The organism is Nocardioides dongkuii (genome assembly GCF_014127485.1).
Lineage (GTDB): Bacteria > Actinomycetota > Actinomycetes > Propionibacteriales > Nocardioidaceae > Nocardioides > Nocardioides dongkuii.
The window spans coordinates 568,912-589,751 of sequence record NZ_CP059903.1; the positions used below are offsets into that span (position 1 = coordinate 568,912).

The window sequence follows — 20,840 nt, forward strand, 5'->3', positions numbered from 1 at the left end:
TGGGCGTGATGCCCGAGGACTCCAGGTTCGAGCGCGACCCCGACGAGCTGGTCCCGGAGCCGTCCGGGATCCCTGACGGCTGGACCGTCGAGGCCCCCGACCCCAGCGACCGCTCCGACGTCGACCGGCTCACCGCGCTGCTGCGCGCGCACGAGCGGCACGGCCGCGGCTGGGCGGGATCCGGCGTCGACGACGTGCTCGTCGAGGTCTCCGAGCGCGGCCTGCGGACCCGCGAGAACGTCGTGGTCCGCGACGAGACGGGCGAGATCCGCGCGTGGGGGAGCGTCCACGACCGTGCCGGCGGCCGGATGCTCTTCGTCCACGTGGTCGAGCGCGACCTCCCCGACGAGGTGGCGGACGCGTGCTCCGAGGTGCTCTTCGAGTGGGCGGTCGGCCAGGCCCGCGCCGTCGGCGCCGCCCGCGGCCTGGAGGTCCAGCAGATCGACACCGGCGCCTTCGCCGACGACGACCGCCAGCACCGGTGGCTCGAGGGCGCCGGCTTCACCTGCGTGCGCACCTGGCACCAGCAGACCCGTCCGGTCGACCCCGGCGAGGTGGGGCTGGTGCCCGACCCCGCGGACTGGGAGCAGCGCGGCGTGCGGTTCCGGCGGGTACGCCGTGCCGGCGACGGGATGCCCGACGACGGCGACCTGCGCGAGGTCCACGACGTCCTCGAGGAGGCGTTCAAGGACCACTTCAACTCCCAGGAGGAGACCTTCGACGAGTTCCTCCACCGGCTGCGCGAGGACCCCGGCCACCGCTGGGACCACTGGTGGCTGGCCGAGCTCGAGGGCGACCTCGACGAGGACGGCCGGCCGCGCGCGGTCGGGGCGCTGCTCGGCACCGTCTCGGAGAGCGCCCAAGGCCCCGACGGGTCCTACGTGAGCTACATCGGCGTCCGCTCGGCCGCCCGCGGGCGCGGGGTGGCCAAGGGGCTGCTGCGCACGATCATCGCCGACGCCGCCGCCCGCGGGCGCGACCGCGTCGGGCTGGAGGTGGACGCCGACTCCCCGACCGGCGCCGCCGGGCTCTACACGTCGCTGGGCTGGGAGACGAAGTACGTCACCGAGTCCTGGCACCGCGACGTGCGGGTCGACTGAGTCGACTGAGGGGTCACTCCGCCAGCGAGGCGCGCAGCGCGCGGTGCACGCCGTTGGGCGTGAGCACGCCGACGAACCGCGCGCCGTCCTTGACCCCGACGACGCCTCGGTCGTCGCGGAGCATGGCCGCGAGCGCGTCCTCCAGCGAGCTGCCGACCTCGACCACCGCGCCCAGCGCGCCCGCGCTCACGCCGTCCAGGGGCTCGAGGTGCTCGGCGACGACCATCGTCACGCTGAGCCGGCGCAGGCCGCGGGTCGAGCCCACGAAGTCGGCCACGAAGTCGTCGGCCGGGCGGCCGAGCACCTCGGCCGGGGTGCCGAGCTGCGCCAGCCGGCCGCCGGACGCGAAGACCGCCACCCGGTCGCCCATCCGCACCGCCTCGTCGAGGTCGTGGGTGACCAGCACGACCGTCTTGCCGAGGTCGCGCTGCAGCCGGCGGAACTCGTCCTGGAGCCGGACCCGCACCACCGGGTCGACCGCCCCGAACGGCTCGTCCATGAGCAGCACCGGCGGGTCGGCGGCGAGCGCGCGGGCCACCCCGACCCGCTGGCGCTGACCGCCGGAGAGCTGGTGGGGGTAGCGGTCGGCGTACGTCGCCGGGTCGAGGCCGACGAGCTCCATCAGCTCCAGCGCGCGCCGCCGCGCGGTCGCCTTGGTCTCGCCGTACAGCAGCGGCACGGTCATCACGTTGGTGACGACCTTCTGGTGGGGGAAGAGCCCGACCTGCTGGATGACGTAGCCGATGCCCCGGCGCAGCGCCACGGGGTCGGAGCGGGTCACGTCGACGCCGTCGATCTCGATGGTGCCGGTGCTCGGCTCGATGAGCCGGTTGATCATCTTCAGCGTCGTGGACTTGCCGCAGCCCGACGGGCCCACGAGGCAGACCACCTCACCGCGGCCCACCTCGAGGTGGAGGTCGTGGACGGCGACCGTGCCGTCGGCGTACGTCTTGCCGACGCCGGCCAGCCGGATCATGGCGTCGCCGGGTGCCGGGCCGGTACCTTCCATGACCGTGACCCTACCGACGCAGGGCCCGCCCGCCGACGATCCGACCTGCTACAGCCGGTTCGTCAACGAGTGGCTCTGCTGGCAGTACGTCGAGGACCGGCGCGGCGAGATCCTCGACGCCCTGGCCGAGCACGTCGCGATCACGCTGGCCGCGGTCGCGCTGGGCGTCCTGCTCGCGCTTCCGCTCGCGCTGCTGGCCCGCCGGTTCCCGCGGCTGGAGACCGCCGTCCTGGGGTTCAGCACCGGGCTCTACACGATCCCGTCGCTGGCGCTGCTGCCACTGCTGGTCCCGTTCACCGGGCTGTCGGCGGCGACCGTCGTGATCGGGCTCGGCCTCTACGCGCTGACGATCCTCGTGCGGGCGCTCCTCGACGGCCTGCGCTCGGTGCCCGACGACGTCCGGGAGGCGGCCACCGGGCTCGGGTACGGGCGCGCCCGGCTGCTGGTCCGCGTGGAGCTGCCGCTGGCCCTGCCCGTGGTGATGGCCGGCCTGCGCGTGGCGACGGTCTCGACCGTCGCGCTGACCACGATCGGCACCCTGGTCGCCTACGGCGGCCTCGGGGACCTGATCTCCCACGGGGTGCAGCGCGACTTCCGGTCCGAGCTGCTCACGGCGGCGCTGCTCTGCGTCGCGCTCGCCGCGCTCCTCGACGTGGTGCTCGTCGTGACCCAGCGCCTGCTGACCCCGTGGACGCGGGGGGCCGGCGCGTGAACCTCTTCGCCGAGACCTGGTCCTACCTGCTCGACGGCACGCACTGGACCGGCGACGGCGGCCTCCTCGCCCGGCTGGTCGAGCAGCTCCTCCTGACGGTGACCGCGCTCGGCGCGGCGCTGCTGGTCGGGCTGCCGGTCGCGCTGTGGCTCGGGCACCGGGGGCGCGGCGGGTTCCTCGCCGTCAACATCTCGAACGTCGGGCGCGCGGTCCCGACGTTCGCGCTGCTCGCCATCCTGGTGGCGGCGGACTGGCCGGGGTCGGCGCCGCTGGGTCCCTACGGGCGCGCGGGGCTGGCGACCCTGATCGCCCTCGCCCTCTTCGCGCTGCCGCCGATCATCACCAACGCCTACGTCGGGGTCCGCGAGGTGCCGCACGAGGTCCGGGAGGCGGCCCGCGGCATGGGGATGTCGGAGCGCCAGCTGTTCCGGCGCGTCGAGCTGCCGCTGGCGCTGCCGGTCGTCGCCTCCGGCGTCCGGCTCGCGCTGGTGCAGGTGTGGGCGACCGCGACCATCGCCGCCCTGGTCGCGGGGCCCGGCCTGGGCCGGATCATCACCGAGGGCTTCGCGCGCAACGATTACGCCCAGGGGATGGCCGGCGCGGTGGTGGTGGCGGGCGTCGCCCTGGTCCTCGAGCTGGCCGCCGCCGGCGTGCAGCGGGCCTTCGACCCCCTGCCCCGGGGCCCGGCGCGAGCTCGCGACGACGACGTGTCGGAGCCCGCGGCTACCGTGGCAGGAGCACCCACCGGGGGCTGAGCGGGAACCCCCGCACGCCGGACACGCGTGGCACGCGCCACGGGACACAGAAGGTCGACCAGATGAAGACACGCCGCTCGCTCGCCGCCGCCCTCTCCGTCGGCGTCCTCTCCGTCCTCGCGGCCGGCTGCGCCGGCGACGACCTCGCCGAGGACGACAACGGCCCGTCCGCCGACCAGGGGTCCGGTGCGGGCACCTCGGTGGTCATCGGCAGCCAGTCCTTCGACGAGGCCGCGCTGGTCACCGCGATGTACGAGCAGCTGCTCGAGGAGGAGGGCTACGACGTCGAGACCCGGCTGGTCGACACCCGGCCGGTCTACCTCAACGAGATGCCCGACGCCGTCCAGATCGCCCCGGAGTACGTCGCCGGCGTGGTCGACCAGCTCCACACCGACGCCAACGGGCCCGACGCCGAGCCGATCTCGACCAGCGACGTGCAGGAGACCGTCGACGCGGGCGCGGAGCTGCTCGAGGAGAAGGGCATCACCCTGCTCGAGCCCTCGGCGGCGTACTCCGCCAACGGCTACTTCGTCAGCCAGGAGTACGCCGACGCCGAGGGCGTCACCGCGCTCTCCGACCTCGAGGGCGAGCCGGTCACCCTCGCCGCCGCCCCCGACTGCAAGGGCCGGGCCGACTGCGAGCAGGGCCTGCGCGAGGTCTACGGCATCGACGTCACCCTCGAGCCGCTCGGCTACGCCTCGACCGAGACCTTCCAGGCCGTCCTCGACGGCGAGGCGCAGCTCGGCCAGACCAGCACCCTCGACGTCACCCTCGAGGACCAGGGCCTGCTGATGGTCGAGGACGACCGCGGCATCCAGCCCGCCCAGAACCTCGTCCCCGCCGTGTCCACGGAGTTCCTCGAGGAGCACCCCGACGTCGAGGAGCCGCTCAACGAGCTGATGGGCGCCCTCGACAACGAGACGCTGGGCGAGCTCCTCGTCCGGGTCAGCGTGGACCGGGAGCCGGTCGAGGACGTCGCGCGGTCCTTCCTCCAGGAGCAGGGCCTGGTCTGAGGCGGCTCACCGCGACCCGTCGCGTGCTCGCCGGCAGGCCTCCTCGGCCGCGGCCGGGTCGCGGACCGGCTCCCGCAGCTGCTGGGGTTGCGGGGCGTCGCGCGTGACCTCCCGGGGGGCGGTCCAGGACGCCGCGACGGTGAAGTCCCGGGGCGTGGCGCCGAAGGTGGCCAGCACCGAGGCCGGCAGCCGCCGCGGCCCCCGGGGCTCGGTCAGCACCCAGGCCCGGGCGAGCTCGTCGCAGGGGACCGTCGCGAGCGCCGCGGCCGCGTGCTCCGCGCTGCCCGGGTAGCCGCCGAAGAGCCACGGCTGGCCGGGGGCGTGCGCGCCCCAGGCGTGCAGCAGGCCGGGCGACCTGCCCGTCAGGTCCAGCACCGGCTCGCCCTCCTCGAGCCCGGCGGCGCGGACGGCGGCCGTGGTGTCGCCCAGGTGCCGGGCGACCGCGGGGTGCAGCGTCAGGCCGCTGCCCCGCACGGTGGCCGGCGCGTCGAGCTGCCAGGCCGGGCCGGGCTGGCGGTACGGCGCCACCACGGCCGGGAGCACGACCAGCACGGCGAGCACCTGGGCGCCCAGCAGCAGCGGGGCCAGGACCCACCGGAACCGGGGCCGCCCGGCCAGCGGGGCCACGAGCACCACCGCGAGGAGCACCCAGAAGACGGCGGCCTGCCCGGCGACCCGCCAGTAGTCGTTGTTGGTGCCGAACGCGAACCCGTGCGGCAGCAGCACGAGGAGCCCCGCCACGGCCCACTGGGCGCGGGTGATCCGGCGGACCGCCGGCCGGCCCCCGAGGAGGAGGAGGAGCCCGAGCCCGGCGAGCGGGAGCCCGAGCAGGAGGGAGGCGCTGAAGGGGTCCGCGACGACGAAGACGTCGGCGTCGCCGCGGGTTCCCCACACCGCCAGGCCGACCACCAGCGCAGCGCCGAGCCCGCACGTCACTTGAGTCCGGACGTCGTGCGCCACGCCGGCCAGGGTGGCCAGCGCCGTCCCCGCCGCCACCGCGACCAGCACCCCGGCCTGGGCGAGGCTGGGCTCGTAGGCGTCCCAGCGCAGCGCCGCCCCGAGCCCGTGGCCGCCGTCGAGCGCAGCGAGCAGGTCCGTGCCGTCGCGCAGCCGCCGGACGAACGCTGCGACCGAGCCGTCGATCGCGATCGCGGTGAGGAGCAGCAGGCCCGCCGCCGTCAGCGCCGCGACCGCCAGCCCCCGGAGGTGGACCGTGCCCGCGGCCACGAGGACGACGGCGACGAGGACCGCCAGCGCCAGCGCGGTCGTCGGCTTCGCCAGGAAGGTCAGCCAGCCGCCGACACCGACGAGGACCCAGCCGACCCACGTCGCCCGGTCCCCGGCGGCCCCGGACACGACCAGCACCACGCCGGTGACCGCCACGAGCAGCCCCTGGAGCGACAGGGAGTTGTAGCTGGGGGTCAGCAGCCCGAGCGAGAAGACCCCCGTGGCCGTGGTCGCCAGCCCGGCCGAGCAGACCAGGGCCTGCCACCGGGCCTCGGGGCGCCAGCCCGCCAGGCGGGTCAGCACCTGGTGGGCCAGCACCCAGGCCAGGGCGAGCACGAGCAGCACGTTCACCGTGCGCAGCAGCGCGACGTCGCCCCCGAGCAGGACGTGGAGCGGGTGGTAGACGAAGCCGAACTGCGAGGTCGACGCGGCGTACCTCCCGGGCTCGGAGAGCCAGAGCAGGTAGTAGCCCTCGTCGGTGAGGTCCAGGCCGCGACCGCTCAGCCAGACGAGGGCGACGACCACCGAGAGGGTCAGTGCGCCGGAGACGACCAGGGCCGCCGTGGCGCTCCGGGACCCGTCCTCCTCGTGATGATCGATGCGGCATTCTGGCACGCCAGGGGAGCTGCCTCCCGGCGACGCGGGACGCCCCGGCCGGCGTGTTAGCGTCGCGCGGTGTCGACCTCGAGCCTGCTCCGCCGAGGGGACTCGGTCCCGAGAGTGCGCGGATGAGTCGCCGCAGCCACCTGATCTACCTCGCCATCGGCTTCCCTCCCGCGGCGAAGAGCTCGGCGTACCGGATGCGGGAGACGGCGAACCAGTTCGTCGCCCAGGGGTGGGACGTCACCGTCGTCACCATCGCGCAGAGCTCGTGGGAGCGGGACTTCGGTCTGGACCCGACCCTGCTGGAGGGGGTCGACCCGCGGATCGAGGTCGTCGAGCTGCCCCTGGTCCGTGAGGACCTGGAGACCGACATCCGCACCTACTCCCGGGAGCGCGCGCTGCGCCCGAGCGTGTGGGCCGCGGAGTTCCGCCAGAGCGGGTGGGACGCGTTCCCCGAGCCCATCTACGGCGGGTGGCGCGCGGACCTCGAGGACGCCGTGCGGGACCTGCACGCGAGCAAGCCCGCCCAGCTGGTCCTGGCCACCTGCGTCCCGTACGTGACGATGGCGGCCGCCCACACGCTCTGGCGGACCGCAGGGGTCCCGTACGCCGTCGACTTCCGGGACGGCTGGTCCATCGACGTCATCGGCGGCGAGGAGGCCTTCGCCCCCGACTCCGAGCAGGGCCGCTGGGAGCGCCGCGTGCTCGAGGACGCCCTCTCGCTGTGGCTGGTCAACGACCCGATCGCGGACTTCTACCGGCGGCGGTACCCCGACCTGGCCGACCGGTTCCACGTGGTGCGCAACGGCTACGACGAGGACAGCGTGCCCGCCGGCCTGCACCGGCCCGACCCCGAGGCCGGCCTGGTCTTCGGGCACCTGGGCGTGCTGACCTCGCCGCCGGAGCTCCTGGAGGCGCTGATCGAGGCCTGGAAGCTCGCCCGGCGACGCGACCCGCTGCTGGCCCGGAGCCGGCTCGAGATCCGCGGCCAGGTCGGCTCCGGCGCCCGGCGCGAGGCGAACACCCACATGACCCTGATCCGCGAGGCCGGTCCGCACGGCGTCTCCTTCGGCGGGGCCGCGCCCAAGGCCGACGTCCCCCGGATCTTCGCCGGCTGGGACGTGCTGGTGCTGATGATCATGGGGGGCCGGTACATGACCTCGGGGAAGGTCTACGAGTACGCCGCCACGGGGCTGCCCGTCATGTCGGTCCACGAGGTGGAGCACGACGCCACCACGGTGATGACCGGACACCCGCTGTGGGTGCAGCCGTGCGGCTTCGACGTCTCCCGGCTGGCCGACGCGTTCTGCGCCGCCGCCGCCCTCGCCCTCTCGGCGACGGACGAGGAGCGCGAGGCGGCGAGACGCCACGCGGCCCAGTTCGCCCGGGCCGCGCAGCTGGGGCCGGCGGTGCGGGCGCTCTCCCGGCTGGTCGATCCGGAGGGAGACGCATGAGCACGGTGCTGCTGCTGGCGAAGCTGCCGCAGCCGGCGGCGGTGCTCGCCGAGACCGTGCGGTCCTTCCACGCGCGAGGCGTGCGGGTCGCCCTGAGCACCATGGACGCCGACGACTACGCCGGGGTGGGGCTCGACGAGGTGTGCCACCTGCGCGCGGAGGAGGACGGCTTCGAGCCGGCCTTCTGGAGGACCGTCGACAGCGGGGCGCACTCGGAGCGCATGTGGCGCTACGTCAGCCGGCACGACCGGACCCTGGACCTGGCCGGGGAGGCGGTCCTGCTGGTCGCGCTCGACGGCGGCGCCGTCTACACGGTGTGGGAGCTGGCCCAGCGGCACCCGCGCCCGCCGGCGAGCTTCGGCGCCATCCCCGCCCTCCGGGAGCTGGACCGGCTGCGTGCCGCGGGGGACCTCGCGACCGACGGGGTGCCCGCGACCGCTCCGGCCGGCCCGGTGGAGGACTCCGCGCGCCGGCAGCCGGAGCCCGGGCCGACCCGCCGGCTGCTCGCCCGGTGGCGGCGGGACCCGGCTCCGGCCTGTCTCGACGCGGGCCTGGAGGACGCCCGCCGCATCGAGCTCGCGGTCCCGGTGATCGCCGAGCTGAACGCCACCGGGCACCCGGGGCGGGCCCACGAGCTCGCCGCGCAGGTGGCGGACCGGCTGGGCACGGTGCGGGCGCGCGCGGACCTGTGGGGGCTGGTGGCCTCCCGGGACCTAGTCGAGGGCCGTACGCCGCCCCAGCTGAGGACGGCGTACGCCGCCGAGCTGCGGTACGCCGACCGCCTCCACGCCCGCGGCCAGGTCGACCCGGCCGTCGGGTCGCTGCGGCAGGCGCTCCGGCTGGCCTTCCACCGCACCGCGCACTTCGACTCCCTGACCTCGCCGCTGGCCGCGGACCCGGCCGGGTTCACCGAGCCGCTGCGCGGCAGCGCGGTGGTCTCGGCGCTGACCGCGCCGCGTGGCCGGTCGACGGCGGCGGTGCCGCCCCCGGGGGACCGGCCCGCGAGGGTCCTCGTCCTCACCGGCGGCAACACCACGTTCGTCGTCGACCTGGTCGACCACCTGCGGCGCGGCGGCACCGAGGTGCGGTGCGTCGAGCCGGCCGACCTCCCGGGGGCCGAACGCTGGCTGCGGCGGTCCCGCAGGCTCCTCGTCTCCGAGCTGAGGGGCGACGGCCGGGCCCGGGGCGACGCGGAGGAGGCCCTGCGCCCGCACCTGGACTGGGCGGACGTCGTCTTCGCGGACTGGGCCAACAACGTCGCCCACTTCCTCACCCTGGTCGACCCCGGCTCGACGCGGGTCGTGCTCCGCCTGCACAGCTTCGAGGCGTGGACCGCCTGGCCGCACCTGATCGACTACTCCCGCATCGACAGCGTGGTCTTCGTCAGCGAGCACTTGCGCGAGCTGACGGAGGCGGCCGTGCCGGCCCTCGCCGCCCCGGGCGGGCCCACCCGGCACGTCGTGCCGAACGCCGTCGACCTGCGCCGCTTCGCCCGGCCGAAGGCTCCCGACGCCCGGTTCACCGTCGGGCTGGTCGGGTACGGCCACCTCGCCAAGGACCCGCGGTGGGCCCTCGAGGTCCTGCGCGGGCTGCGCCGCGTCGACGAGCGCTACCGCCTGCTCCTGGTCGGCGACGACCTCACCGTGCAGGGCCGTCCCGGGCTGGTCGGGTACGTCGAGCAGCTGGAGGCCGACCTGGCGGAGCTCGAGCCCCGGGGGGCGGTCGTCCGGACGGGGCGCACCGAGGACGTGCCCGCGGCGCTCGCGGAGGTGGGCGTGATCCTGAGCTCCTCGGTGCGGGAGAGCTTCCACGTGGCCGTGGTCGAGGGGGCGGCGAGCGGGGCGGTGCCCGTCGTGCGGGACTGGCCGTACTTCGCCTCGCTGCACCACGGCGCGTGCACCCTCTACCCGCGCGAGTGGGTGGTCGGCTCGGTCGAGGAGGCGGTGGCGCGGATTCTCGCCACCACGAGCGACGAGGCGACCTGGCGGCGGCACGCGGACGAGGCCGCCCGAACCGCCCACGCGTCGTGGGACCTCGAGCGCACCGGGGGCATGCTCGAGCAGCTGCTGCTGCGCTGACCTGAGGTTCGCGCCCCAGGGGCGCACCTGAGAGCATGTCCGGGGCCTGATCGACCCTCGCCACCAGGAGGACCAGCATGTCCGGCACCGAGCGCTCGCCCATCCCGGCAGCGAAGCCCGTCATCGACGAGGTCGACATCGAGGCCGCCGTACGCGTGCTGCGCAGCGGCATGGTGGTGCAGGGCCCCGAGGTCAAGGCCTTCGAGGAGGAGTTCGCCCCGCTGGCGGGCGCCGCCCACTGCGTCGCGGTCAACTCCGGCACCTCGGCGCTGCACCTGTCGCTGCTGGCGCTGGGGCTCGGCCCCGGCGACGAGGTGATCGTCCCGTCCTTCACCTTCGCCGCGAGCGCGAACGCCGTCCGCCTGGTGGGGGCCGAGCCGGTCTTCGTCGACATCCAGCGGGGCTCCTTCAACCTCGACCCGGCCGCGGTCGAGGCCGCGGTGGGGCCGCGCACCGCGGCGATCATGGCGGTGCACCTCTACGGGCTCCCCGCGGACCTGCCCGCGCTCCTGGCCGTCGCCGGACGGCACGGGCTGGCGGTCGTCGAGGACGCCGCGCAGGCGCACGGCGCCGCCGTCGACGGGCGGCCGGTCGGTGCCTGGGGCCAGGCCGGGTGCTTCAGCTTCTACCCGACCAAGAACATGCACTCCCTCGAGGGTGGCATGGTCAGCACCGACGACGCCGACCTGGCCCGGATGCTCCGGCTGCTGCGCAACCAGGGGATGGAGCAGCGCTACGCCAACGAGGTCGTCGGGACCAACACCCGGATGACCGACGTCGCGGCGGCGATCGGCCGCACCCAGCTCGAGCGCCTCGGGGGCTGGACCGAGCAGCGGCGGCGCAACGCCGCCGCCCTCGACGCCGGGCTCGCCGACGTGCCGGGGGTGGTCGTGCCGCCGGTGCCGGACGGCTACCGGCACGTCTACCACCAGTACACGATCCGGGTCGGCGAGGACCGGGACGGCGTCTCGCAGCGGCTCGGTGAGCGGGGGATCGGCAACGCCGTCTACTACCCGACGCCGGTCCACCGGCTCCGGCCGTTCCTGCTCGACGGCGCCCCGGACCCGCGCTGGGACCTCCCGGAGACCGAGCGGGCCGCCCGGGAGGCGCTCTCGCTCCCCGTGCACCCCTCGCTCGGCGAGGACGACCTGGCCCGCATCGTCGAGGCCGTCGCCGAGTCCGTCGGGGTCCGCGCGTGAGCGCCCCGCGGCTGCGCGCGGGCGTGATCGGCCTGGGCGCGATGGGGCGCAATCACGCCCGCGTGCTCAGCGGGCTCGACGGCGTCGAGCTGGTCGGCTGCTCCGACCCGGCCGTCACCGACACCCGGGTCAGCCACGGCGCGCCGATCCACCCCACCGTCGAGGCCCTGGTCGAGGCCGGCGTCGACTACGCGGTCGTCGCCTGCCCGACCGGCCTGCACGAGGAGGTCGGCCTGTACCTCGCCGAGCACGGCGTCGCCGCGCTCGTCGAGAAGCCGCTGGCCGACTCCGAGGAGGGCGCCCGCCGGCTGGTCGAGGCGTTCGAGTCCCGCGGGCTGGTCGCCGGCGTGGGGCACATCGAGCGCTACAACCCGGCCCTGCAGAGCCTGCGCGAGCGACTGTCCGCGGGGGACCTCGGGGAGATCTACCAGGTCGTCACCCGCCGGCAGGGGCCGTTCCCGGCCCGGATCGCCGACGTGGGCGTGGTCAAGGACCTCGCCACCCACGACATCGACCTGACCGCCTGGGTGACCGGTCGGCAGTACCTCTCGGTCTCGGCCCGGACGTCGCGCAAGAGCGGTCGCGAGCACGAGGACATGGTCGCCGTGGTCGCCGACCTCGAGCACGGCACGATCGCCAACCACCTGGTCAACTGGCTGAGCCCGCTCAAGGAGCGCGCCACGATCGTCACCGGCGAGAAGGGCTGCTTCGTCGCCGACACCCTCACCGCCGACCTCACCTTCTACGCCAACGGGGCGACCACCTCGGAGTGGGAGACGATGCGCAACTTCCGCGGCGTCAGCGAGGGCGACATGACGCGCTACGCCATCGCGCGGCGCGAGCCGCTGCTGGTCGAGCACGAGCGGTTCCGCGACGCGGTGCTCGGCGTCGCCGACGACATCGTCACGGTGCGCGAGGGCATGCGCACGGTCGAGGTCTCCTCGGCCGTGCTCCGCGCCGCCGAGCAGGGCGGCACCGTCTCGGTCGCCGCCACCCTCCCCGCCTGACCCGCCTGACCCGCCTGACTCGCTCGAACCGAAGGACACCATGGACATCTGCGTCGTCGCGCTCGGCAAGATCGGCCTCCCGCTGGCCGTCCAGTTCGCGAGCAAGGGCCACCGGGTCGTCGGTGCCGACGTCAACGCCGCCGTCGTCGACCTGGTGAACCGCGGCGAGGAGCCGTTCCCCGGCGAGGCGCACCTCGGCGAGAAGCTGCGCGAGGTGGTGGCCGCCGGGCTGCTCAGCGCGACCACCAACACCGCGGACGCCGTCTCCCGCAGCGAGACGGTCGTCCTGGTCGTCCCGCTCTTCGTCGACGGCGAGGGCACGCCGGACTTCGGGTGGATGGACGACGCCACCGCGGCGGTCGCGCGGGGCCTGCGGCCCGGCACGCTGGTCAGCTACGAGACGACGCTGCCCGTCGGCACCACACGGAACCGCTGGGCGCCGATGCTGGAGGAGGGCTCCGGCCTGCGGGCGGGCGAGGACTTCTCCTTGGTGTTCAGCCCCGAGCGGGTGCTGACCGGTCGGGTCTTCGCCGACCTGCGCCGCTACCCCAAGCTGGTCGGCGGCACCGACCGCGCCTCCGCCGAGCGCGGCATCGCGTTCTACGAGGCCGTGCTCGACTTCGACGAGCGCGAGGACCTGCCCCGTCCCAACGGCGTGTGGGACCTGGGCTCCGCGGAGGCCGCGGAGCTCGCGAAGCTCGCGGAGACCACCTACCGCGACGTCAACATCGGGCTCGCCAACCAGTTCGCCCGCTACGCCGGCTCCATCGGCGTCGACGTCGACCTGGTCATCGACGCGTGCAACTCCCAGCCCTACAGCCACATCCACCGCCCCGGCATCGCCGTCGGCGGGCACTGCATCCCGGTCTACCCGCGGCTGTACCTGTGGAACGACCCGGAGGCCACCGTGGTGCGGGCGGCCCGCGAGGCCAACGCCGCGATGCCGTCGTACGCCGTCGACCTGCTGGCCGCGGCGCAGGGCGACCTGACCGGGGTGCCCGTGCTGGTCCTCGGGGCCGCGTACCGCGGGGGCGTCAAGGAGACGGCGTTCTCCGGGGTGTTCCCGCTGGTCGAGGAGCTGCGGCGCCGCGGCGCGACGCCGTACGTCTCCGACCCGATGTACGACGTCGCCGAGCTCGAGGCGCTCGGGCTGCCGGCGCACCGCGGCGAGGACGTGGCCGCCGCGGTCGTGCAGGCCGACCACGCGGAGTACCGCTCGCTGACCCCTGCCGACCTGCCGGGCGTCGAGGTCCTCGTCGACGGGCGGCGGGTCACCGACCCCGCGGCGTGGGCGTCGCGCCGCCGCGTCGTCATCGGCGCCTGAGGCGGGCTCAGGCCTCGGTCAGCACCCCGTCGCGCTCGACGTAGCGCTGGTCGGTCTGCGGGCAGCGCCATGCGACCCCGCCTCCGGACTCTCCCTCCTCCTCGACCAGGCGCACGCCGGCCCGGCCGACCCAGCCGATCCGGCGGGCGGGGACCCCCGCGACCAGGGCGTACGCCGGGACGTCGCGGGTCACCACGGCGCCGGCGGCGACCAGGGCCCAGCGGCCGACCCGGACCGGGGCGACGCAGACCGAGCGGGCGCCCAGGGACGCGCCCTCCTCGACCACCACGGCCACCGGCTCCCAGTCGGCGCCGCGCTTGAGGCGGCCCTCGGGGTCCACCGAGCGGGGGAACTCGTCGTTGGTGAGCACCGCGGCGGGGCCGACGAACACGCCGTCGCCGAGCACGGCCGGCTCGTAGACCAGGGCGTAGTTCTGCAGCTTCACGTTCGCGCCGATCCGCACCCCGGACCCGACGTACGCGCCGCGGCCCACGATGCAGCCGGCGCCGAGCACCGCGCCCTCGCGCACCTGGGCCAGCTCCCACACCGTGGTGCCCTCGCCGAGGACCGCGTCCTCGTGGACCTGGGCGGTGTCCTTCACGGTGACGGTGCTGGTCACGGTCGGTATCTCCTCGGGTGGCGGGACGAAGGGGCAGTCTAGGCCGGCGCTACCATCGCGCAGCGGAATCACAGACGGGCAGGACGGGGGATGAGAGTGGCTGAGGTCGACGTGACGGTCGTCGTCCCCGTGTACAACACGATGCCCTACCTCACCCGCACGCTGGACTCCCTGGTGGCGCAGAGCATCGGCCCCGACCGCATGCACGTGGTCGCGGTCGACGACGGCAGCACCGACGGCAGCGGCGAGGAGCTCGAGCGGTACGCCGCGGCCCACCCCGGGCTGTTCACGGTCCTGCACCAGGAGAACTCCGGCGGGCCCGCCGGCCCCTGCAACCGGGGCCTGGCCGCGGCCGAGGGTCGCTACGTCTACTTCCTGGGCGCCGACGACTACCTCGGCGACGAGGCCTTGGAGCGGATGGTCGACCGGGCCGACGCGTGGGGGTCCGACGTCCTGTGCGGCCGGATGGTCGGGGTCGAGGACCGGCACGTGGCGCAGCGCCTCTACCGCGAGGACGTCGAGGACCTGCCGTTCCCGGACCGGACCCTGGTCTTCGCCGTCTCCAACACCAAGCTGTTCCGCCGCTCGATGCTCCTCGAGCACGGCATCCGCTACCCGCTGGACCTCAAGGTGGGGAGCGACCAGCCCTTCACGATCGAGGCGATGCTGCGGGCCCGGCGGATCTCGGTGCTGGCCAGCTACGAGTGCTACTACGCCGTCAAGCGGGCGGACTCCGCGAACATCAGCTACAGCTCGACGTGGCGGATGCGGCTCGCCGACATCGGGACGATCATGGGGCACGTCGCCGAGCTGACCGGTCCCGGTCCGGTCCGCGACGACATCCTGGTCCGCCACTTCTCCAGCGAGCTGGCCAAGCTCCTCGACCGCGACTTCCCCGAGCTGCCGCCGGCCGAGCAGGAGGAGCTGGTCGCGGGCCTGCGGACCCTCGCCGACCGCTACTACACCGACCGGATCGACTCGGGGCTGCGGGTGCTGCCCCGCGTGCGGTTCCACCACCTCCGCGCCGGCCGCGTGGACCGGCTGCGCGAGATGGTCGGGCTCGGGGACGCCGACCGCCGGCTGGTCGTGGGCGGCGAGCGGCTGCGGATCCTCTACCCCGGCCACGGCGCCGGGGAGGTGCCCGACCACGCGTTCGATGCGCTCGTCGAGTCGCCGCGCACCCTCCTCCACCAGGCGGTCGGCGAGGCCCGGCTCTCCTGGGACGGCCCCGTCCTCCGGCTCGAGGCGCCCAGCGTGCTGCACGCCTCGAGCGCACTCCACGTCCGCGTCGTGCTGACCCGCACCGAGGAGCGGGTCGGCCGCCCGCTCCTGCGCCGGGCCCGGCCCGACGTGCCGCACCCGGCCGCCGGCGAGGTGTCGATCGCCGCGGACGGCACCCTCACCTGGTCGCGCGACCTGACCTCGCGGCTCCCGGACGACGGCACGCCGCGCTGCTGGGAGCTCCGCGTCCAGGTCGACCTCGGCGAGCACACCTACGCGGCCCCCGTGCTCGCGGCGCCGGTGCCCCCGCACCACGTCGTCCGCGGGGCGAGGACGTACACCCTCGAGGTGGTGCCCGACCCCGACGGTCGGGCCCTCCTCACCTGCGTCGCCGACGCCGGCTGAGCCCCCGGCGCCGCCTCGCCCGCCGACGCGGGGCACCGTCGGGCGGGATACGATCCCCTGTCGTCGTCCAGCCGCCGTCCAGCCGGGAGGAGTGCTCGTGCGCGCACGTCAGCGGGTCAGCCAGACGCTCGTCCGTGTGGGCAAGGCGACGCCGCGCGGCCTCCGCGGGCCCGTCGGCCGCGCGAGCCGCCGGTTCCGCCGCGGGTGGGACGACCCGCTCGTCACCGTGGTGCTGGCGGTCAGCGACGAGGACACCACCCGGATCGGCGGCTGCCTCGACGACCTGCGCGCTCAGGTCTACCGCAACCTCGAGATCCGGGTGCAGCCCTGGGGCCGGTCCGAGCGGGTCCGCAAGACCGTCGAGGAGCACGCGGACGCCGACTGGCGCGTCGTCCTCGCCAAGACCGACGCCCCGGACGCCGCGACCGCCCGCAACCGCGCCGCGGCCGCCGCGAAGGGCGACTACCTGCTGTTCGTGTCCGGCGGCGACAACCTCCCCCGCAAGGGCGTCGGGCGGCTCGCCCGGATGCTGCAGGAGTCGGGCTCCGAGCTCGCCGTCGGCCGGATGCGGGCCCCGAGCGGCGTGGCGCCCCGGGTGGACTCGCCCTTCCGTGCCGCCCACCAGGTGGCGCTGGTCGGCACCGACCTGGCCGCCGCCCCGGTGGCGGTCACCGACCTCGGGATCGGCAACCGGATGTTCCGCACCGACTTCTGGGTCTCCTCGGGGCTGCGGTTCCGGCCCGAGCGCCCCAACGGCGCGGACGTCGCGCTCGAGTCCTACGCGAAGGCCGACCGCTTCGACCTGCTGGCCGAGGACACCTACGAGCCGACCCGCCGCCGCGACGGGGTCAGCGTCGGCGCGATGGTCGAGGTGCTGACCGGCCTCGAGGACTGGGTCCGCGACCACGAGCGCACCTGGCGCGAGCTGGAGCGGCTGGACCTGCCCGACGCCCGGGACTGGTGGCTGTGGGGCGTCCTGGACACCGCGATCCAGCCGTTCCTGGCCGACGCGGAGCGGGCGAGCGACGAGCAGTGGAGCCGGCTGCGCGAGCACGTGCTGCTGCTGCTGCGCTCCGCCGGCGAGCAGGCCTGGACGTCCCTGAGCGCCGAGTCGCGGGTCCGGCTGTGGCTGGTCCAGGCCGACCGGCGCCGGGAGCTGGAGGAGCTGGTCCTCGCCCGGCTCTTCGAACGCGGGCAGCGGCCCACCGACGTCGTCGACGGCGTGGTCCGCGCCCAGCTGCCGTTCCGGGGCGACCCCGAGGTCGGGGTCCCCGAGGACTGCTACGTGATGGGCGAGCAGGAGACCCCGCTGGTGGTCGTGCTGCGCAACCTCCGCTGGACGTCGTCCGACCGGCTCGAGCTGGAGCTGGCGGCGTACGTCGACCACGTCAGCCTCCCCGAGCTCCCCGAGGTGCAGGTGGACCTGGTCCGCGAGGGCGGCGGGACCCGGGTCCCGCTCGAGATCGAGCAGCGGGTCGACCCGACGGTCAACCAGACCGAGGGGCGCAGCTACCAGGACTGGTCACGCGGCGCCGTCCGCGCCGTCGTCGACGCCGCGGCGCTCGCCGAGCTGGCCCGGCAGGACGCCGACCCGGTCCGCTGGTCGCTGGAGGTGCGGCTGCGCACCCAGGGCCTCACCCGCCGCGGCGGGGTCACCAAGATCGACGACCGCGGGATGGCCGGGCCGCTCTGGCACGGCCACGTCGCCGCCCGGCTGCACGGCGACCGGCGGGTCGGTCCCGTGCGCGTCGGCGCGGCGGGTTTCACCCTCGAGGTGCGCCCCGACGAGGGGACCCGGCTCGTGGAGGCGCGCGTCTCCGGGCGCCGGATCACCGGGACCCTGCGGTCCGGCCGCGCCGACCTGCGCAGCGTCGAGGTCCGGATGGACACCCTCGAGCGCCGGACGCCGCTGCGCCGCGACGGCGACCTGCTGCACTTCGAGCTCGAGGTGCCCCGCCCGTGGGTGGGCCGGCAGCACGCGCGCTGGGAGCTGACGGCGGTGCCGGCCTCGGGCGACCCGGTGCCCGTCGGCTGGCCGGCGCTCGAGCAGCCCCGGCTCGGCGCCGGCGCGGGCAGCGTGGTCCTCAGCCGCTCCGGCACGGGCGACACCGACGTGCTCGAGGCCGACGGGGTGCTCCTCCTCGACCGCGTCGAGCTGGCGGAGCGCACCGTCGAGGTGACCGGCTCCTGGCTCGGGTCCGCGCCGGCGCCGGGCGGCCGGCTCGTCCTCGCGGGCGCCGCCCGCCTCGAGGCGCCGCTGGAGACGGGCGCCGACGGCGTGGTCCGGGCCTCGCTGCCGCTGCGCTGGGACCCCTGGCAGCTGGGGGAGGCCCCGGTGCCGGTCGGCCCCTACGTCTTCGGGCTCGAGGGGGTCCCCGGCAGCGCCTGCCGGGTGGTGCTGGACGGGCCGGTCCTCGACCGGCTCCTCGACTTCACCGTCGCCCACGGCTACCGGTTCCGGCCGACCCGGTCCTCGCGGGGGACCGGCGTGCAGCTGCTCCCGCCGTTGACCGACGACGAGCGCGGCCCGTTCGCGCAGACCAGCCTCCAGACCTGGGCGCGCACCCACGAGGAGCCCCTCGACGACCAGGCGGTCTACCTCCAGTCCTACGACGGCGCGACCGCCACGGACAGCCAGCTGGCGATCCACCACGAGCTGCGCCGCACCCACCCCGAGCTGACCCTCTACTGGGGTGTCGCCGACAGCGCCTCCCAGGTCCCCGAGGGCGGGGTCCCGGTGCTGATGCGCTCCCGCGAGTGGTACCGCGTGCTGACGACGGCGCGCTTCCTCTGCCTCAACATCGACGTGGACCGGTGGTTCGCCAAGCGCCCCGGGCAGCGGCTGCTGCAGACCTTCCACGGCTACCCCGCCAAGTCGATGGGGATCCGGATGTGGGAGGCCAAGGGCTACACCCCCCGCCGGGTCCAGCTCGAGCTCGACCGCACCTCCCGCGACTGGGACCTGATCCTCACGCCCGCGCCCGAGATGGACGTCTACTACCGCACCGAGTACCGGTACGACGGCCCGATCCACAGCGCCGGCTACCCGCGCGACGACGCGCTGGTGGCCCCGGACGCCGAGCAGCGCCGGGCCGACACCCGCCGCCGCCTCGGCATCCGGCCCGAGCAGAAGGTGGTCCTCTACGCGCCGACCTGGCGCGACGACCTGGCGACCACCTGGCGCTCGGCCGAGATGATCTCGCACCTCGACCTGGAGTCGGCGAGCCGCCGGTTGGGGTCGGACTACGTCTTCCTGATGCGCGGCCACCGGTTCCACCAGCGTCCCGACGCCCGGGCCGGCACCCAGGCGCGGCTGCTGGACGTCAGCTCCTACCCGGAGATCAACGACCTGGTGCTGGCCGCCGACGCGGCGGTCCTGGACTACTCCTCGCTCCGCTTCGACGTCGGGCTCGCGCGGCGGCCGATGATCTTCCTGGTGCCCGACCTCGCGGCGTACACCGGCGGCGTCCGCGGCTTCCTCTACCCCTTCGAGGACTCCGCCCCCGGCCCGCTCGTCGACGACGCCGACGAGGTGGTCGACTGGCTCCGGCGGCTGCCGCGCCTGGCGGAGGAGTACGCCGGGGCGCAGGAGGAGTTCCACCGGACCTACAACTACCTGCAGGACGGTCACAGCGCCGAGCGGGTCGTCCGGGCGTTCTGGGGCTGAGCCCCGGGGTCAGCCCCGCTCGTCGACCCCGTCGTCGTCGTACGCCGTCTCGTGCATGGCCAGCGCGATCGGGTCGGCCCGGCGCAGGTCGATCAGGTGGCCGGTGCCGCCGGCGATGAGGGTGTCCAGCGACGCGCGGGCGACCGTGACCGACTCCAGCAGCGAGCCGGCCGGCTCCTGCCCGAACGCCTTGGTCCGCATCGGGGTGGCGGTGCGCTCGGGGTTGATGCAGTTCACCCGCACCTGGTCGGGCGCCCACTCGTCGGCGAGCGCCTGGGTGAGGTTGACCGTGGCGGCCTTCGCCGAGGAGTAGAGGCTGTAGCCGCTGCGGCCGCGGGTGTAGGAGCTCGACGTGAACAGCAGCAGGCTGCCCCGGGTCTCCTTGAGCAGCGGGTGGAACTCCTGGGCGATCAGGATCGGCGCGATGTAGTTGATCTCGGTGGCCGCCCAGATCGTCTCGTCGGTGGTGTCCACGAGCGCGCCGCGGGGGAGCACGCCGGCGGTGTTCACGACGTAGTCGACCCGGCCGTGCTCCGCGACGACCGCGGCCGCGGCCTGCGCGATGTCCTGGCGGCGCTGCACGTGGGTGCCGGTCGTGGAGCGGCTGAAGGTCATCACGTGGGCGCCGTGCTCCTCGCCCAGCCGCGCGATGTCGGCGCCGATGCCGTAGCTGCCGCCGAAGACGACCATCACCTTCCCGGCGAGCGCCTCGCGGTAGGCCTCGGGCTCGCGGGTGGGCGGCAGGTCGCTCTGGGTCAGCTGGAAGAGCTTGTCGGCCAGGTAGAGGTCGATCGGCTCGGTGACCTTCATGTTGCGCTCGTCGCCCGGCACGACCCAGATCGGGACGTCGGGCTGGTAGCGCAGCACCACGGTGCAGTCGTCGGTGGCCTCGAAGTCGGGGTCGAGCACCGCCTGGGCGTACGCCGCCTTGAGCACCGAGGCGTGGAAGGCCTGCGGCGTCTGGCCGCGGCGCAGCGCGGCGCGCGGCGGGATGTCCTTGATGGTGTTGTCGGGGCCCACCTCGATGATGGTGTCCGCCGACGGGATCGCGACGTCGACCGCGCCGTACGTCTCGAGCGCCTCGAAGCAGTCGGTGATGATCCGCGGGCTGAGCAGCGGCCGGACGGCGTCGTGCAGCAGCAGCTTGCAGTCCTCGTCGCCGAGGGCCTCCAGTGCGCGCCGGGTGGTCTCGTTGCGGGTCTCGGCGCCCTCGAGGATCTGGGTGACCTTGCCGTAGCCGCCGGTGCGGACCATGGCCCGCACCGCGTCGAGGTGGCCCGGGGTCATCAGCACCAGGATCTCGTCGACGTCCTCGTGGGCGTCGAGGATCGCGAGCGTGTGCTCCATGATCGGGCGCCCGGCGATCTTCACCAGCTGCTTGGGCACGTCGAGGCCGACGCGGACGCCGACCCCGCCGGCCAGGAGGACGGCGACGTTCTTCACAGGT

At 75.0% G+C, this 20,840-nt stretch carries 15 protein-coding genes; 11 read left to right on the plus strand and 4 right to left on the minus strand.

Translation table 11 applies throughout. The features are described 5' to 3' along the window. The first annotated feature begins 8 nt into the window (after positions 1 to 8). Positions 9 to 1,100 carry a GNAT family N-acetyltransferase gene (locus H4O22_RS02630; protein ID WP_182526910.1) on the plus strand — a complete coding sequence of 364 codons (1,092 nt, stop codon included), beginning with the start codon at positions 9 to 11 and terminating at the stop codon, positions 1,098 to 1,100. Between the two features lie 13 nt (positions 1,101 to 1,113). Here the strand turns inward: H4O22_RS02630 and H4O22_RS02635 are convergent, their stop codons facing one another. Next, positions 1,114 to 2,109, minus strand: coding sequence for an ABC transporter ATP-binding protein (locus H4O22_RS02635; RefSeq protein WP_244963080.1), 996 nt, complete (start codon positions 2,107 to 2,109; stop codon positions 1,114 to 1,116). Between the two features lie 4 nt (positions 2,110 to 2,113). Between H4O22_RS02635 and H4O22_RS02640 the strand changes: the two genes are divergently transcribed. The 3 genes from H4O22_RS02640 (at position 2,114) to H4O22_RS02650 (ending at position 4,589) form a co-directional block, all read left to right on the plus strand. Continuing rightward, a complete protein-coding gene (locus H4O22_RS02640; protein ID WP_244963081.1) occupies positions 2,114 to 2,821 on the plus strand; it encodes an ABC transporter permease in 708 nt (235 codons plus the stop codon). Continuing rightward, the gene (locus H4O22_RS02645) at positions 2,818 to 3,576 is read left to right on the plus strand and encodes an ABC transporter permease (protein ID WP_182525545.1); all 759 of its coding nucleotides are present in this window, start codon (positions 2,818 to 2,820) and stop codon (positions 3,574 to 3,576) included. The genes H4O22_RS02640 and H4O22_RS02645 overlap by 4 nt, the downstream gene beginning before the upstream one ends. Positions 3,577 to 3,638: 62 nt before the next feature. Then, complete coding sequence (locus H4O22_RS02650; RefSeq protein ID WP_182525546.1) at positions 3,639 to 4,589, plus strand: ABC transporter substrate-binding protein; 951 nt, start codon at positions 3,639 to 3,641, stop codon at positions 4,587 to 4,589. Positions 4,590 to 4,595: 6 nt separating this feature from the next. On the opposite strand, the gene H4O22_RS02655 is transcribed toward H4O22_RS02650, so the two are convergent. Further along, positions 4,596 to 6,431 (minus strand): hypothetical protein, encoded by a 1,836-nt coding sequence (locus tag H4O22_RS02655; protein WP_182525547.1) that lies wholly within the window; start codon positions 6,429 to 6,431, stop codon positions 4,596 to 4,598. 113 nt (positions 6,432 to 6,544) lie between these two features. On the opposite strand from H4O22_RS02655, the gene H4O22_RS02660 reads away from it, so the two are divergent. From H4O22_RS02660 to H4O22_RS02680, 5 genes are all read left to right on the plus strand, one after another. Continuing rightward, positions 6,545 to 7,873 carry a glycosyltransferase gene (locus H4O22_RS02660; RefSeq protein WP_220451266.1) on the plus strand — a complete coding sequence of 443 codons (1,329 nt, stop codon included), beginning with the start codon at positions 6,545 to 6,547 and terminating at the stop codon, positions 7,871 to 7,873. After that, the gene (locus H4O22_RS02665) at positions 7,870 to 9,951 is read left to right on the plus strand and encodes a glycosyltransferase family 4 protein (RefSeq protein WP_182525548.1); all 2,082 of its coding nucleotides are present in this window, start codon (positions 7,870 to 7,872) and stop codon (positions 9,949 to 9,951) included. Before H4O22_RS02660 ends, H4O22_RS02665 begins: the two co-directional genes overlap by 4 nt. A 77-nt stretch (positions 9,952 to 10,028) precedes the next feature. Further along, complete coding sequence (locus tag H4O22_RS02670) at positions 10,029 to 11,150, plus strand: DegT/DnrJ/EryC1/StrS family aminotransferase (RefSeq protein WP_182525549.1); 1,122 nt, start codon at positions 10,029 to 10,031, stop codon at positions 11,148 to 11,150. Continuing rightward, positions 11,147 to 12,157 carry a Gfo/Idh/MocA family protein gene (locus H4O22_RS02675; RefSeq protein WP_182525550.1) on the plus strand — a complete coding sequence of 337 codons (1,011 nt, stop codon included), beginning with the start codon at positions 11,147 to 11,149 and terminating at the stop codon, positions 12,155 to 12,157. Before H4O22_RS02670 ends, H4O22_RS02675 begins: the two co-directional genes overlap by 4 nt. A 40-nt stretch (positions 12,158 to 12,197) precedes the next feature. Continuing rightward, a complete protein-coding gene (locus H4O22_RS02680) occupies positions 12,198 to 13,481 on the plus strand; it encodes a nucleotide sugar dehydrogenase (RefSeq protein WP_182525551.1) in 1,284 nt (427 codons plus the stop codon). Between the two features lie 7 nt (positions 13,482 to 13,488). Here the strand turns inward: H4O22_RS02680 and H4O22_RS02685 are convergent, their stop codons facing one another. Further along, the gene (locus tag H4O22_RS02685; protein WP_244963082.1) at positions 13,489 to 14,100 is read right to left on the minus strand and encodes an acyltransferase; all 612 of its coding nucleotides are present in this window, start codon (positions 14,098 to 14,100) and stop codon (positions 13,489 to 13,491) included. A gap of 90 nt (positions 14,101 to 14,190) precedes the next feature. On the opposite strand from H4O22_RS02685, the gene H4O22_RS02690 reads away from it, so the two are divergent. After that, positions 14,191 to 15,726 (plus strand): glycosyltransferase family 2 protein, encoded by a 1,536-nt coding sequence (locus H4O22_RS02690; RefSeq protein ID WP_182525552.1) that lies wholly within the window; start codon positions 14,191 to 14,193, stop codon positions 15,724 to 15,726. Positions 15,727 to 15,823: 97 nt separating this feature from the next. Beyond that, positions 15,824 to 19,393: a CDP-glycerol glycerophosphotransferase family protein gene (locus tag H4O22_RS02695; protein WP_182525553.1), complete on the plus strand. Its 3,570-nt coding sequence runs from the start codon at positions 15,824 to 15,826 to the stop codon at positions 19,391 to 19,393. Positions 19,394 to 19,402: 9 nt separating this feature from the next. On the opposite strand, the gene H4O22_RS02700 is transcribed toward H4O22_RS02695, so the two are convergent. Continuing rightward, positions 19,403 to 20,836, minus strand: a complete 1,434-nt coding sequence (locus tag H4O22_RS02700; RefSeq protein WP_182525554.1) for a bifunctional cytidylyltransferase/SDR family oxidoreductase — start codon at positions 20,834 to 20,836, stop codon at positions 19,403 to 19,405. Positions 20,837 to 20,840: the final 4 nt, after the last annotated feature.

Bases quoted from the DNA above. Each gene is read 5' to 3' on its own strand.
- H4O22_RS02630 (WP_182526910.1), top strand. From the start codon at position 9: ATGCCCGAGGACTCCAGGTTCGAGCGCGACCCCGACGAGCTGGTCCCG.
- H4O22_RS02635 (WP_244963080.1), bottom strand. From the start codon at position 2,109: ATGGAAGGTACCGGCCCGGCACCCGGCGACGCCATGATCCGGCTGGCC.
- H4O22_RS02650 (WP_182525546.1), top strand. From the start codon at position 3,639: ATGAAGACACGCCGCTCGCTCGCCGCCGCCCTCTCCGTCGGCGTCCTC.
- H4O22_RS02660 (WP_220451266.1), top strand. From the start codon at position 6,545: ATGAGTCGCCGCAGCCACCTGATCTACCTCGCCATCGGCTTCCCTCCC.
- H4O22_RS02665 (WP_182525548.1), top strand. From the start codon at position 7,870: ATGAGCACGGTGCTGCTGCTGGCGAAGCTGCCGCAGCCGGCGGCGGTG.
- H4O22_RS02670 (WP_182525549.1), top strand. From the start codon at position 10,029: ATGTCCGGCACCGAGCGCTCGCCCATCCCGGCAGCGAAGCCCGTCATC.
- H4O22_RS02680 (WP_182525551.1), top strand. From the start codon at position 12,198: ATGGACATCTGCGTCGTCGCGCTCGGCAAGATCGGCCTCCCGCTGGCC.
- H4O22_RS02690 (WP_182525552.1), top strand. From the start codon at position 14,191: ATGAGAGTGGCTGAGGTCGACGTGACGGTCGTCGTCCCCGTGTACAAC.